The sequence below is a fragment of the Kribbella sp. NPDC048928 genome, assembly GCF_043197975.1.
Taxonomy (GTDB): Bacteria; Actinomycetota; Actinomycetes; order Propionibacteriales; family Kribbellaceae; genus Kribbella.
Map to the genome: position 1 here is coordinate 181,556 of NZ_JBICUC010000003.1, position 14,810 is coordinate 196,365.

General features: G+C 67.8%; 10 protein-coding genes. 7 read left to right on the plus strand and 3 right to left on the minus strand.

Annotated elements, in window-relative coordinates; all coding sequences use genetic code 11:
* Window positions 1-76 precede the first annotated feature (76 nt).
* From ACGFI6_RS14330 to ACGFI6_RS14355, 6 genes are all read left to right on the plus strand, one after another.
* Window positions 77-1,132 (plus strand): LacI family DNA-binding transcriptional regulator, encoded by a 1,056-nt coding sequence (locus ACGFI6_RS14330; RefSeq protein ID WP_393118455.1) that lies wholly within the window; start codon window positions 77-79, stop codon window positions 1,130-1,132.
* 58 nt (window positions 1,133-1,190) lie between these two features.
* The gene (locus ACGFI6_RS14335) at window positions 1,191-2,399 is read left to right on the plus strand and encodes an ABC transporter substrate-binding protein (protein ID WP_393118456.1); all 1,209 of its coding nucleotides are present in this window, start codon (window positions 1,191-1,193) and stop codon (window positions 2,397-2,399) included.
* Window positions 2,400-2,634: 235 nt separating this feature from the next.
* A complete protein-coding gene (locus ACGFI6_RS14340; protein WP_393118458.1) occupies window positions 2,635-3,681 on the plus strand; it encodes an ABC transporter ATP-binding protein in 1,047 nt (348 codons plus the stop codon).
* Window positions 3,678-4,655, plus strand: coding sequence for an ABC transporter permease (locus ACGFI6_RS14345; protein ID WP_393118460.1), 978 nt, complete (start codon window positions 3,678-3,680; stop codon window positions 4,653-4,655). Before ACGFI6_RS14340 ends, ACGFI6_RS14345 begins: the two co-directional genes overlap by 4 nt.
* 8 nt (window positions 4,656-4,663) lie before the next feature.
* Window positions 4,664-5,497 (plus strand): ABC transporter permease, encoded by an 834-nt coding sequence (locus tag ACGFI6_RS14350; RefSeq protein WP_393118462.1) that lies wholly within the window; start codon window positions 4,664-4,666, stop codon window positions 5,495-5,497.
* 126 nt (window positions 5,498-5,623) lie between these two features.
* Window positions 5,624-7,000, plus strand: coding sequence for a mannitol dehydrogenase family protein (locus tag ACGFI6_RS14355; protein WP_393118464.1), 1,377 nt, complete (start codon window positions 5,624-5,626; stop codon window positions 6,998-7,000).
* Window positions 7,001-7,477: 477 nt separating this feature from the next.
* Here ACGFI6_RS14355 and ACGFI6_RS14360 read toward each other — a convergent pair whose 3' ends face one another.
* From ACGFI6_RS14360 to ACGFI6_RS14370, 3 genes are all read right to left on the minus strand, one after another.
* The gene (locus ACGFI6_RS14360) at window positions 7,478-8,347 is read right to left on the minus strand and encodes a phosphotransferase (RefSeq protein ID WP_393118466.1); all 870 of its coding nucleotides are present in this window, start codon (window positions 8,345-8,347) and stop codon (window positions 7,478-7,480) included.
* Window positions 8,348-8,813: 466 nt separating this feature from the next.
* Window positions 8,814-10,664, minus strand: a complete 1,851-nt coding sequence (locus tag ACGFI6_RS14365; protein ID WP_393118467.1) for a right-handed parallel beta-helix repeat-containing protein — start codon at window positions 10,662-10,664, stop codon at window positions 8,814-8,816.
* A gap of 1,133 nt (window positions 10,665-11,797) precedes the next feature.
* The gene (locus tag ACGFI6_RS14370; protein ID WP_393118469.1) at window positions 11,798-13,513 is read right to left on the minus strand and encodes a right-handed parallel beta-helix repeat-containing protein; all 1,716 of its coding nucleotides are present in this window, start codon (window positions 13,511-13,513) and stop codon (window positions 11,798-11,800) included.
* 73 nt (window positions 13,514-13,586) lie between these two features.
* Here ACGFI6_RS14370 and ACGFI6_RS14375 point away from each other — a divergent pair, with 73 nt between their 5' ends.
* Window positions 13,587-14,810: a glycosyltransferase family 4 protein gene (locus ACGFI6_RS14375; protein WP_393118471.1), complete on the plus strand. Its 1,224-nt coding sequence runs from the start codon at window positions 13,587-13,589 to the stop codon at window positions 14,808-14,810.

The following is a 14,810-nucleotide window of genomic DNA, read 5'->3' on the forward strand; positions in this document are numbered from 1 at the left end:
GATCCTTGACACAAGCTGCAACCGATTGCAGACTCAACCCCGACCCCCTGACGAGACGAACCCCGAGGAGACCGGCGTGGCGGCGACGATCCGGGACGTGGCGCGGCTGGCCGGCGTATCGCCGTCCACCGTCTCGCGTGCGCTCTCGCTGCCCGAGATGGTGAACGCCGCCACCCGGGCCCGTGTCGCGGCCGCCGTCGAGCAGCTCGGGTACGAGCCGAACCGGGCCGCCCGCGGCCTGATCACCGGCCGGACCGGCACCATCGGCCTGGTCGTGCCCGACCTGGCGAACCCGTTCTTCGCCAGCGTCACCAAAGGCATCCAGGCGCGCGCCCGGCATCACGACGTCGCGGTCTTCGTCGCCGACACCGACGAGGATCCGGCCGCCGAGGCCGGGCTCGTACGGGCATTGTCCAAGCAGGTCGACGGCGTCGTGCTGTGCTCGCCCCGCGCGAGCGACGAGGAGCTCGCAGCGATCGCCCAGGACACCACGGTCGTCCTGGTGAACCGGGCGGCCGAAGGGCTGCCCGGCGTCAACTACGACAACGAGGACGGGATGCGGCAGGCCGTCGCCCACCTCGTTGCCCTCGGCCACCGCCGGATCGCCTGGGTCGGTGGACCGGCTTCGTCCTGGTCGACGCAGCACCGTGGTCTGGGCCTGGCCAACGCGGCCGCCGCACTCGGCGCGGAGCTGGCGCCGGTCGGCAACTTCGCCCCGACGTACGAGGGCGGGATGGCGGCCGCAGACCAGGTCGTCGCGACCGGTGCGTCCGCGGTGGTCGCGTACAACGACCTGGTCGCGATCGGGCTGCTCGCCCGGCTGCACAGCCGCGGCATCTCGGTCCCGGCCGAGCTGAGCGTGGTCGGCGTCGACGACATCGCGATGTCCCGGATGGCGCGGCCGGCGCTGACCACCGTCCGGCTGCCGAAACAGGAGGCCGGGCGGCTCGCCGTCGAGCTGCTGCTCGCGATGCTCGACGACCCGGATCGGGGCCGGGACCTGGGCCGCGACCTGGGCGGGGACCAGGGCCGGCCAGGCCTGCCCGGCTGGCCGGGCACCGCCGCGAATCACGGGGATTTGCACGGGGAGCTGATCGTCCGGGAGTCCACCGGACCCGCACCACAGAAGTGATCGAACCGGCCGGCGTTCGCGCCGTTCCGGGACCGCCTTGATCCCGAGGAGATACCCGATGCACCTGCAGCGGAAGTTGATCGCGGCTACCGGCCTGCTGGCCGTGCTGGTCGGATGCGGCGCTCCGACGCCGAACAAACCCGCCGCCGACAGCGGTGGCGACGTACCGGACAAGCCCTCCAAGGCGGTGAGTCTGAACATCCTGGACGTGGCCGGCAACCTGCAGCTGACGCAGGGCATGATCGACGACTTCGTCAAGCAGCACTCGGACGTGATCTCGAAGGTCACGTACTCGAAGGGGCCGGCACCCGAGCTGGCCGGCAAGATCAAGGCCCAGCAGGCCGCGAACCGGGTCGACATCGACCTGGTGCTGACCGGCACCGACGGACTGTCGGCCGGCCACGAGCAGGGCCTGTGGACCGACCTGCTGACCAAGTACTCCGACCGGCTGCCCGGCATGAAGGACTATCTGCCGCCCGCGCAGAAGATGCAGGAGCTGGCCGGCAAGGAGGGCGTGACGGTCACGTACTACCCGTCCGGCCCGCTGCTCGAGTACATGCCGTCGAAGGTGCCGTCCCCGCCGAAGACCGCGGAAGACCTGCTCGCCTACGCGAAGGCCAACAAGGGCAAGGTCATGTACGCCCGCCCGGCGAACTCCGGCCCCGGCCGGACCTTCCTGATGGGCCTGCCGTACATCCTCGGGGACAAGGACCCGAAGGACCCGGTGAACGGCTGGGACAAGACCTGGGCGTACCTCAAGGAGCTCAACCAGTACGTCGACTTCTACCCGTCCGGTACCGCGGACACGATGAAGGCGCTGGCCAACGGTTCGGCCAACATCATCGCTTCGACGACCGGTTGGGACATCAACCCGCGGGTTCTCGGCACGGTGCCGAAGGAGGCTGCGATCACGCCGATCCAGGGCTTCCACTGGGTGACCGACGCGCACTACGCCGTCGTACCGAAGGGTGTTTCGACCGACAAGCAGGCCGCGATCCTTCAGCTGCTGCAGTTCATGCTGACGCCGGAGCAGCAGGCGAAGGCGTACGACAAGGGCTACTTCTACCCGGGTCCGGCGATCAAGGGTGTCGAGCTGTCGCAGGCGCCGCAGGAGAGCCAGGACGCGATCAACCAGTTCGGTCGTCCGGAATACGACAAACTGATTGCTGACAATCCTACGGAGGTACCGCTGGACGCGAAGGCGCTGGTGGCTGCCTTCGACAAGTGGGACCGCGAGGTAGGCGGCAGCAAGGTGAAGGGCTCGTGACAGTGCTGATGCCACGACTCCGTCGCGGCGGGTCATGGGGCTCAACCTCCCGGTCTTCCCTCGTCGCTCCGGTCGCTGGACTGAACGCCGCGACTCCGTCGCGGCAGGTCCTGGGGCTGTCACTCCCGTTCTTCCCTCGTCGCTCCAGTCGCTTCGCTCCCTCCGCTCCTCAGTCCAGAACGGGAGGCCCCAGGACCGGGCTCCCTCCGCTCCTCAGTCCGGACCGGGAGGCCCCATGACCGAGTTCACCCAACTGCGGCTCGACGGCGTCACCCGGAGGTTCGGTACGGCGGATGCGCTGTCCGGGCTCGATCTGACCATCGAGCGGGGCGAGTTCATCGCCCTGCTCGGGCCGTCCGGTTGTGGAAAGTCGACAGCGCTGAACTGCCTCGCCGGGCTGCTCCCGCTGACGGACGGTTCGATCTGGCAGGACGAGACCCGGATCGACACGCTGCCGCCGGAGAAGCGCGGCTTCGGGATGGTGTTCCAGAACTACGCCCTGTTCCCGCACCTGACGGTCCGGGACAACATCGCCTTCGGGCTGCGGATGCGCGGCCTGCCGAAGGGTGACGTCCAGCGGCGTACCGCCGAGGCGATCGAGATGGTGCAGCTGACCGAGCACGTGAGCAAGCTGCCCGGTCAGCTGTCCGGCGGTCAGCAGCAGCGGGTGGCGATCGCCCGCGCGACCGTACTCGAACCGTCGCTGGTCCTGATGGACGAGCCGCTCAGCAACCTGGACGCGAAGCTCCGCCTGGAGATGCGTACCGAGATCCGCCGGCTGCACCAGTCGCTCGGCCTGACCACGGTGTACGTGACGCACGACCAGGAGGAGGCGCTCAGCATGGCCGACCGCCTGGTCGTCATGCGCCAGGGCAAGGTCCAGCAGATCGGTACGCCCGAGGAGGTCCACACCAAGCCGGCGACCTGGCACGTCGCGGACTTCATGGGGTACCGCAACCTGCTGCCGGTGAAGGTCTCCCAGCTGAACGGCGACCAGGTCACGGTCGACCTCGGCGGTACGGCGATCCGCGGCGCGGCACAAGGACCTGTTGCCAAGGGCGACGACGTGATCGCGGCGGTACGGCCGGAGGACGTGAAGATCGCCGACGAAGGCGTGAAGGGTCTCGTCGAGGTCGTCGAGTACCAGGGCCGTGAGCGGGCGATCGAGGTCGTGCTGGACGGCGACCTCAAGATGCACATTCGCAGCGAGCAGCGGGTCGAGCCGGGGGACCAGGTCGCCCTGGCCGTCACCCCCGGACGGCTCCTGGTGTACCCGTCATGAGCGCGGTGACCGACGCCGGCGACAGGCGAGGCAGCGGACCGGGCAGTGGATCGGGCGGCGAGCCGGCTGGCCGGCCGCACGGCGGGCAGGGGAGTGGCGGGCGGGCGTGGCAGCATCGGCTGGCCGAGCGTGGTGTGGATCGGCGGCTGTGGTTGTTGCTTCCGGCCACGATCTTCGTGCTGCTGCTGTTCGTCTACCCGTTCCTGTACGGCCTCAGCCTGTCGTTCCAGCCGATGAAGGGCGGCGGGGTGCTGGCCAACTACTCCAAGTTCTTCAGCGACGCGTACCAGCGCGACACCATCGCAACCACGCTGAAGATCGCGCTGCCCGCGGCGTTGCTGAACGTACTGGCCGCGGTGCCGATCGCGTTCCGGCTGCGCGGCCGGTTCCGCGGCAAGCGGCTGCTGACGACCATCCTCGTCGTACCGATCACGCTCGGCACCGTACTGACCGCGCAGGGCCTGCTGAACTACCTCGGCCCGACCGGCTGGTTCAACCGGCTGCTGATGGCCCTGCACATTGTTGACAATCCGATCCGCCTGACGAACAACTACTGGGGCGTGTTCTTCTCGCTCGTCATCACCGGGTTCCCGTTCGCGTTCCTGCTGGTGCTGTCGTACCTGTCCGGTATCGATCCGACCCTGGAACGGGCCGCGGCCACGCTGGGAGCGTCCAAGGCGCAGCGTTTCCGCCGGATCACGCTGCCGTTGTTGGCACCGGGATTGGCGACAACCTTTTTGTTGACATTCGTACTGGCGTTCTCGGTGTTCCCGTCCGCGGTCCTTGTCGGCAACCCGGCCGGCTCTACGCGCGTGATCTCGCTGGCCGCGTACCAGGCGGCGTACGAGCAGTACGACTACTCGTATGCGTCGGCGATCGCGATGGTGATGGGCGCGGTCGAGCTGATCGTGGTCGCGATCGTGCTGATCTGGCGGTCCCGGCTCTACACCGGATCCACGGGAGGCAAGGGATGAGGTCCGGCATGAGGTCAGTTCGCGCCACTCCACTCGGCTGGGTGATCTGGGCCGTCGTGGCGTTCTTCTTCGTCAACCTGGCCGGCGTCGTACTGTCGGTGCTGGTCAGCTCGTTCGGCCAGAAGTGGTTCGACACCTGGTTCCCGAGCGGATTCACCACCAAGTGGTACGGCGACGCGTGGCACGAGTTCACGTTGTTCCACGTCATCGTCGTCACGCTGCTCGTGTCCGCACTGGTCGTCGTACTGTCCGTACTCGTCGGCGCGCCCGCCGCGTACGTGCTGGCCCGGAAGAACTTTCCCGGCAAGCGGATCGTGTACCTGACGTTCCTGCTGCCGATCCTGATGCCGCCGATCACGTACGGCATCCCGCTCGCGACCGTGCTCTACAAGTTCGGGTTCGCGGGGCATCTGTCCGGGGTCGTGCTGGCGAACCTGGTGCCGTCGGTGCCGTTCGTGATCCTCACGATGACGCCGTTCATCGAACAGGTCGACCCGCGGATCGAGGACGCGGCCCGGATGCTCGGCGCGGGCACTCGTTCGGTCTTCCTGAAGATCCTCGCGCCGCTGCTCGTCCCCGGGCTGCTTGCCTCCGGGATCCTGGTGCTGGTTCGCACGGTCGGGATGTTCGAGCTGACGTTCCTCACCGCCGGCCCCGACTCGCAGACGCTCGTGGTTGCGCTGTACTACTCGATGTCGGCCGCAGGCATCCGTGCCCAGCAGTCGGTCGACGCGATGGCCATCATGTACACAGCGATGATGCTGGTACTGCTCGTGGTGGCGCTGCGCTTCGTCAACCCGACCCAACTCGTCGCCCGAGTAAAAGAAGAACCCTCCGACTAGCCGACCCGAAGAGCTGGCCCCGAAGAGCCGACCCGACGAGCAGGTCCGAAGCGTCGGCTGCGATGAGAGTCGGCCCGAAGGGCTCGTCCGTCCAGCTGCGTTCGTTCGATGGAAAGGTGTTGTCGCTTGACCAGGCTGAGTCTCACCAACCTCCCCGCCGCCCCGGTGGTCGACCCGAAGGCGTTGTCGGTCGGCATCGTCCACCTCGGGATCGGCGCGTTCCACCGCGCCCACCAGGCCGTCGTCACCGAACGCGCGGCGGCCGAAACCGGCGAGACCCGCTGGGGGATCGCCGGCGTGAGCCAGCGTTCCACCACGGTCCGGGACCAGTTGGCGCCCCAGGACGGCCTGTACTCCGTTCTCGAGCGCGGACTGGGCGATCCGTCGATCCAGGTGATCGGCAGCATCCGCGACGTACTCACCGCACCCGAGGACCCGGAGGCCGTGGTCGAGCGGATCGCGGACCCGGGCGTCTCGGTGGTGACGCTGACCGTCACGGAGAAGGGCTACCGCGCGTCCGGCGACGGACTCAACCTGAACGACCCCGAGATCAAGGCCGACCTGACCGGCCGCCCGCCGCGCACCGTCATCGGCCAGTTGGCCGCAGCGATCGCCCGCCGGGAAGAATCGTTGACAATCCTCTCTTGCGACAATCTGGTTGCGAACGGCCCGTTCCTGCGCAAACTGGTGGCCGACTACTTCGAGGCGCTCGGCAAGGTCCCGCCGACGTTCGAGTCGACCAGGTTCCCGGCGAGCATGGTCGACCGCATCGTCCCGGCCACCACCGACGCGGACCGCGACGACGCGGCCCGGATGCTCGGCGTTCGCGACGAAGCCGTCGTGGTCGCGGAACCGTTCCTGCAATGGGTGATCGAGGACGACTTCGCCGGCGCTCGTCCCGCTTGGGAGCGCGGCGGCGCGGTCCTCACCGGCGACGTCGCCCCGTGGGAGCAGGCGAAACTCAGGATGCTCAACGCCACCCACTCGATGCTCGCGTACCTCGGCGCCCTGCGCGGCTACGAGACCATCGCCGAGGCGGTCCGCGACGAAGAACTCGGCGGACTGGCCCGGCAGTTGATGACGGACGACGTCGTACCGACCCTGACCCCACCCGACGGCCTGGACCTCGCAGCCTACGGCGCGACCGTACTGGAGCGCTTCGAGAACCCGGCCCTGAAGCACCGCACCCGCCAGGTCGCGATGGACGGCTCGGTCAAGCTCCCCGTCCGCATGCTCGGCACCGTACGCGACCGCCTGGCCGCCGGCGCCGAACCGCACACAATCTCACTCGCCGTCGCCGCCTGGATGGTCTACGTCCTCCGCACCCCCGACCTCGACGACCCCCAAGCCCCGCGCCTGAAAGCCGCAGTAGCCGGCATCACAGACCCCGCCAAACTCGCAGACGCCCTCCTGGCCGTAGACACCATCTTCACCCCCGACCTCCAAGACTCGACGACCTTCCGAGCCCTACTGACCACCCACATCGCCACCCTCACCACCTAACCAACCCCACCCACCCACCAGCACCTCATCCCGACCTATCGACCCACCGACCGCGAGGGCCCACCCGACTCCACCGCGAGACACCGAGCCGACTTCACCGCGGGACACGGAGCCGACTTCACCGCGGGACCGACCCGTCTTCGCGCGAGGGACGGAACGGCCCTTCACCGCGAGGAGCGATCCGTCCTCGTGCGAGGCACGGAGTCGCCTTCACCGCGAGGACCACCCGTCCTCCCGCGAGGGACCGGCTCGTGCCGCCCCTCGGGTCCGACCGGTCGCGTGGCCCCGCCCCGGAAACCCGCCCCCCGCAAACCCCCGCCCCGCAAACCCGCAAACCCAAAAACCCGCGCCCCGCAACCCGCAAACCCTCCAGCTCAGCGGTCAACCTCTGAGCTGGAGGGTTCGTCCACCGTCATGTCAGCGGTCAACCCACCAGCCGAGAGGTCGGCCTCCGAGTTCCGGGGATCGCGGCGACGCCTACAGATCGTTCATCCGACTGTTGACAGCGTCGAGCGTCGGCCACGGCGGCCCCGCGCGCAGCGTCCGCAGAAACTCCTCACCGAACCATCGCCCGTTCGGAAACTGATCGCCAACATCCCAGCGCCACGCCGCAACCATCGCGAGCACCAGTTGCCGACACTCGTCCAGCAGCCCCAGATCCACGTTCGGATACTGCTCAGAAACCCCCTCAGGCACATGAGCAAGATCGAACTCGACCGGCCCCCGGCAACAAGTCTCGAAATCAATGAACAGCGCGCCGTACTTGGTACTGAGCACATTCCCCGGATGCGGCTCACCGTGCAACAACTGCTCCGGAGCACCACGACCCTCGATCGCACGCCGTACGTCATCCAGCCTGCCGCCGAGGAACCCGCGATCCACCTCCCCGAGCTCCGGCGAGAGCGCCGGATCGGCGACGATCCCCTGCGCCTCCGTGATCCGATCCGTGAACCGCGGCACCGCCACGTCATCAACCTTGCGCATCCCGGCGTGCAGCCGCTCCAACGCCTCCGCATACTCGACCGCTGAGACGTGAGGCTCCAGCGGCTCGTGATAGCTCCAGAACGTCACCGCGAAGCCGTCACGCGTGTACACCAACGGATCCACCCGAGGCTCCAACTTACACACCGGAGATCCGACCTGAGCCAACCGTTGAGCGAGTTCGACCTCGAGCTGCGCAACCTCTTGCCCCACAGGCGCAACCCGCGCAAACACCTCGCAAGGCGTCAACCGCAGCGCCAGCTTGTTCGAGTTGTGCAGCACGACCGCGTCGTCCGCCGCAAGACCAAGCGAAGCAGCAATCGAACTGGCGGCCCCTATCGCACGCGTCACCTCGGACGTCTCCATGACCGCCCAAGCTACACGCGCGCCCCACTCACCTCCTGGCATTTAACCCCGCCCCAACGCCCACGACCCTCACAACCTGGCGCCGTCTATCAATCGCCCCAACGCCCAAAGCCTCGCAACCAGGCGGCCGTCTATCTGCCGCAACGCCCAATCCCTCGCAACCAGGCGGCCGTCTATCTGCCGCAACGCCCAATCCCTCGCAACCAGGCGGCCGTCCATTAATCGCCCCAACGCACACGGCCCTCACCATCAGGTGCCGTCCATCAATCCACCCGACGCTCACCCCACCACCTACCGGCGCCCTACTCGACTGGTCTGGGCTAGTGAGGTGGGAGTGGTGGGGTGCTGGATCGTGCTCGGCGAGGATCTCGCCGTAGACGGGCAGCAGCTTTCACACCATGCACGCGTCGGGCAGGAGAAACCTGTTGGACGGCCGGCGCCTCGCGACTTGGTGTGGCGGTGAGGTTCAGCGGGGGAGGGGGACGATTGTCAGGATGCCGGTCGCGTCGAGAACTGCTTTGCCGAGGGTGAAGGCGCTGGTGGTGTCCTGGCCGGCGCCTTGCCACTGTTTGGCGGTGTACCACTGGCCGGTCTTCTGGAAGCGTTCCGCCGTGAGGCTGTCGAGAATGTACACGTTGCCGTTCAGCGTGACCTCGCCCGCCGGGATCGCGGCGCCGGAGTTCTGCACCATGCCGGTCGCGGTGGTGCCGCCGCGCATCGTGACCTTGTTGCCGGAGACAACGATGTCGCGAAGCAGGTTGGTACCCCACGGACCGGAGCCGCGCGTACGGGACTGGATCGCGATGCCGTTCACGTTGTTCGCAACCACGTTGTTCCGGACCTGGACGTTCGATGACGTGTTGACGTTGATCCCGCCGCCGTCCCACAGCGACGTACCAGAACCGCGACCGGTACCGAACCCGTTGCCGCTGATCACGTTGTCCTCGATCACTCCGTTGCGGCCGATCTCGTACCGGATGCCGTCAGCAGCATTGTCGACGATCTGATTGTTGCTGAACGTCCGGCTGTCGTCGTACGCGTCGCTCCACAATCCGATTCCCCGATTGTCTGCAATCAGATTGCCGATCACCGTGCCGCCGGTCGACCAGGTGGTCTTGATCCCGCCGGACTCCCAGTCCGCGATCCAGAAACCGTCGGTGTTGTTGCCCCGCACCTCGTTGGCGGCGATCGTCCCCTTCAGCGTGCTGTACTGCCCGACGCCGAGCTGGCCGTTGTCGTGGATCTTGTTCTTCTCGAGTACGGCGCTGTCGGCGTTTCGCAGCATGGCGCCGAGCGCGTGGTTCCAGCGAATGTCGTTCGCGTACACGTGCCAGCCGAGTCCGAGCACCACCGCGGCGTCCTGCGGCCGACTGGCGAAATGCTCGATCGTCAGCCCGCGGACGGTCACGTTGTTGCCACCGGGTTCGATCGCGGTCGGAGTGCTCGACATTTCGATCGCGTGGCCAGACGGATTGTCGCCGAGGTAGACCGCGTTCGCGGCGTAGTCGGCGTAGAAGGTGCCTGGGGCAACCTTGTCGCGGGATGAAACGCGGGTCAGGTGCTTGCCGTCGCGGAACACCTGCTCTCCCAGGTAGCAGATGTTCGTCCGGTTGTCCTCGCACTGTCCGGTCTGTGAGTACGCCGGAGGCAGTACGCCCGTGGTGACCCAGGCAGTGTTCGACGCGGACCACTTCGCGAGCCGGACGGAGCCGGTCAGTACGGCGCCGTCGTCGCTGGCGAGCACCTGGTTCGCCTTCGGGTGGATCGTCTTCGCGATGCGGTGCAGACCAGGCGCGAAGCAGAAGGTGGTGCCGGCCGGCGACTGGTCGACAATCGACGCAGCATCGTCGGTGGTCTTGATCGTCACACCGCTACAGCCCGGAGCAAGAGCCGGCCCAGTCCGGAACGACCCATCAGCCGGCGGCGTACCCACACCCTCGCTCGCCCCGCCCGGCTCGCTCGCGCCGCTCGTCTCACCAACGAGGCCCGGCTCGCTCGCGCCGCCCGCCTGGCTGACGACGCCCGGCTGGCTCGCGCCGCTCGTCTCACCAATGAGGCCCGGCTCGCTGACGCCGCCCGTCTCGCTCGCGCGGCCTGCTTCACTTGCCTGACCTGTCAGGCTCGTCTCGTCCGTGCGGGCTGTCTCACCAGCCAGACCCGTCTCACCAGCTAGGCCTGTCTCGGTTGTCGGGCCCATCTGATCGGCCCGGCTGCCGACAGTTGGATTGTCGACGATCGGCGCACTGTTCGCAGGCAGGGGGCCCACGGCAACCAGGCTGGTGCCGGTGACAACTACTGCCAAAAACGCTGTTCTCATAGCGGAGCCTCCCGTGGCACAGGTAGCCCTGAGCGCACCCCCCATGGCGCGGCTTCGCTACGCAGGTTACCCCTACGTCACGTAGTCATGGCAATACGTAGCGCACAAACATGTTGCGAAAGGCAAGCGGTCCCCTGACAACCACCCCACGGAGCCAACCACACGCCGCCAACGCCAACCGCACGCCCGCGAACGCCAACCACACACCCGCGAACGCCAACCACATGCTCGCGAACGCCAACCACACGGCGTCAGCCACATTCCGGCCTCGCTGCACGGCGCTAACCGCATGGCGCTGCCGGCAGCCGCACCGGGCCAGACCGCGGTAGCGCCGCATCGACCGCATCCGATGACGGGCAAGTGCGGATGCAGGCGGCTCGTATCTGGCTGGGCGGCTCGGCTTGTGACTTGTGGACAGGCGTCAGCACGGTGCTCAGGTTGGCGACTGCGGTTCGAGGGGGGAGCACCTTGTGCACCGGTCAACCGTTTCTGCTCGCCGAGAATGAGCGGTGCGTGCACAAGGACGGCGGCGGGAAGGTTGAGTGGACCGTCGAGCCGTCGAGCCGTCGAGCCGTCGAGCCGTCGAGCCGTAGACCGGGTCGGGCGGTCGTGTGCATCGCTGGGTCGGTGGGTCGCCGGGACTGGGCTGGTCTGGTGGCTGTCTTGGTCAAGGCGGAGACGGTCGATCAGGGCCGAGAGCGGTTGCGCCTCGGGTGCGTGGTCGTAGACGTCAGCGCGGGACTGGAGCGCGGGCTGAGGGCGTGGGGACGGTGTGACGGCGGGGGACTGTGGAGCGTGAGGTGGGGGTGCGGGCGCGTTGCGTGGTGGGGAGCGGGCGAGGTGCGCCGGACAGGCGGTGAGGCTCGGGGCGGCCGCAGGTGGACTTGGAGAGGGAGGGAGCGGTGGACCGTGGAGCCGTCGAGCGTGGAGGGCCTCGAGCGCGGGTGCGCTGGGGCGGCAGCGGGAGCACAGCTGTGGGCGTGGTGAGGGGGCGAGCGTCGGAGGGGCGCGCTCAGGGCTGCCGCGGGGGTGCTATTGGGGGAGGGCCGAGCGTGGGGAGCACTGCGGGAGGGAGTGGGGAGTGCTGCGGGAGGGACTGGGGAGTGCTGCGGGAGGGAGTGGGGAGTGCGGGCCTAGTTGGCGAGGAAGCTGCCTATTTTGTCTAGGCCGGCTTGGCGCCAGCCGGCGGCGGTCAGTTTGGTGCCGAAGCGGGCGAAGCGCTGGGTGCCGAGGCTGTCGAGGACGTACTTGTTGCCGCTGAAGACGACTTCGCCGGTGGGTACTTCGGCGCCCGAGTTCTGGACCATGCCGGTGGCCTGGGTGCCGCCGGTCATCTCGATGGTGTTGCCGCTGACCTGGACGTCGCGCAGCAGGTAGGTGCCCCACGGGCCGCTGCCGCGGGTGCGGGACTGGATCGTGACGCCGTTGACGTTGCCCGAGACGCGGTTGCCCTTGATCGTCACGCCGGTCGAGGTGTTGACGTTGATCCCACCGCCGTCCCACAGCGACGTACCGGAGCCGCGGCCGGTGCCGAAGCCGTTGCCGGTGATCGTGTTGTTCTCGATGGTGCCGTTGCGGCTGATCTCGTACCGGATGCCGTCCGCCGCATTGCCGACAATCTGGTTGCCGACGATCGACCGGCCGTCGTCGGCGACGTCGGCCCACATCCCGATGCCACGGTTGGCCTTGATCACGTTGCCGCTCACCGTGCCCGAGGAACGGGTGGACTTGATGCCACCGGATTCCCAGTCGGCGACCCAGAAGCCGTCGGTGTTGTTCGAGCTGATCACGTTGCGGGTGACGGACGCCGCGGCCGAGCTGTACTGGCCGAGGCCGAGCTGGCCGTTGTTGTGGATCAGGTTTTTGTCAACAATCGTCTTGTCGGCATCGACGAGCATCACGCCGACCGCGTGGTTCCAGGAGACGTCGTTCGCCGTCACCTTCCAGCTCGGCCCGGCCACGACTGCGCCGGCCTGCGGTGCGCTGGCGAAGTGCTCGACGGTCAGGCCGCGTACGACGACGCCGGTCGCGTTCGACTCGATCGCCGTCGCCGTCTTGGACATCTCGACCTTGTGCCCGGTGGGGTTGCTGCCGAGGTAGATCGCGTTGGCCGCGTAGTCGGCGTAGAACGCCCCGGCGCCTACCTTCGAGACGCTCGCGACCCGTGTCAGATGAGTGCCGTCCAGGAACAGCTGCTCCCGCAGGTAACAGATGTTCGCCTTGTTGTCCTCACACTCACCACTCTTCCCGTACGCCGCCGGCAGCGCCCCCCGCACAACCCACGCGGACCCGGAGCGAGCCCACCCGGTGAGCGGAACGGACCCGGTCAGTACGGCACGCTGCGCACTGGCGAGCACCTGGTTCGCCTTCGGCCGGATCGTGCTGCTGATCCGGTGCACACCGGCCGCGAAGCAGAATGTCGTACCGGCCGGCTTCGAGCTGACGATCGACTGCGCGTTCTGCCCGGGCTCGATCACCACGCCGCTGCACGATCCGGCGACCGCGGGACCGGCCTTGTCGGACACGATCACGGGCGGCTTCGGGAGCTCGGGCTCGTCCGGCGTGCTCGTCGTCGCCGTCGGCTTCTTGGTCGGGTTCGCGGTCGTCCGGGGCGGCGTCGACGGCTTGGGGGTCGCCGTGGACCTGGGCCCGGTCGTGCCGGACTTCGGCGCGGTGGTGGCCGACTTGCCGGGACGATGCGAGGGCAGTACCCGTGACGCCGCCCGCTCCGACTCCTGGAACCGTGCCGCAGTCGTCGTTGCCTTGTTCTCGTTGGCGATCACCGGCACCGCGATCGTGACGACGGCCAGCGCCGCGGCGATCAGCGCTACGAACCACAACTTCCTCAAAACAGTTCTCCTGGGAACGGGCGAGAGACCAGGTGTAGCCAAATGCGACTGCTGCGGGACTTAAGGTAGTGCCATGCGGGTCGCCATGTTGCACAACCGTTACCGGACCGGTCAACCCAGTGGTGAGAACACGGTTGTCGCGCAAACGATTGATTTGTTGCGTAACTCAGGACATGAGATCGACCTGTACGCCCGGAACAGCGACGATATCGCCGAACTGGGCCGAAAAGATCGCGCACTGTTACCGTTCCGCTCCGTCTGGTCATTTTCGGCGGAACACGATTTAACACAGCTATTGCAGGCGCAGCGGCCCGATGTGGTGCACGTGCACAACACTTTCCCGCTCTTCAGCGCCTCCGTTCTGCGCGCTGCGTACCGTCTGGACCTGCCCGTGGTCTCGACGCTGCACAACTTCCGCCTCCTCTGCGCGAACGCGGTCCTGCAGCGCGACGGCCGCCCGTGCGAGTCGTGCATCGGCAAATTGCCGCTGGCCGCGGTCCGGCACGGTTGCTACCGGGAATCGCGGGTGCAGACGTTGCCGCTGGCGACGAGCATCGGCGTCCACAACACCTTGCACACCTGGCAGCGGTACGTCGACACGTTCGTCGTGCCGTCCGGGTTCGTCCGCGATCGGTACGTGGCGGCCGGCTTCGACGCGGAGCGCTTCGTCGTGAAGCCACATGCCGTACCGCACGAGGGCGCGATCCGGACCGGCGCCGGGGACGCGGTGGTGTTCCTCGGCCGATTGAGCGAGGACAAAGGATTCGCGGATCTCCTGCAGGCGTGGGATTCGACGCTCGGCAAACTGGTTGTCGTGGGCGACGGTCCGTTGCGCGAAGCGGCCGACGAACGGGCCCGGAAAGACCTGTCTGTTCAGGTGCTTGGTCAACTACCGTGGGAAGACGGCATGGATGTGCTGCGCTCCGCGCGCGCCGCCGTCGTCCCGGCGCGTTCGTATGAGAGCTTCGGTCTTGTGGTGGTGGAGGCGTTCGCGCACGGCGTGCCGGTGGTCGCATCCCGGCTCGGCGCGCTGGCCGAGCTCGTCGATGACGCCGAGACCGGCGTACTGGCCGAGCCCGGCGATCCGGAATCGCTGCGGAAGGCGATCGGGGTGCTGGCTGATCCCGTGACTTCGATAGCCTGCGGCGAACGAGCTCGTGAGGTCTACCTGAAGCGCTTCACCCCGGAGCGTGACCTGGAGGCCACCGAAAGGATCTACACCGATGCGATCGCCCGGCACGCCGCCCGCGGCCGGTCGCACACGAGACGTTGGGCAGGTCGTGCCCGGCGGGTATAA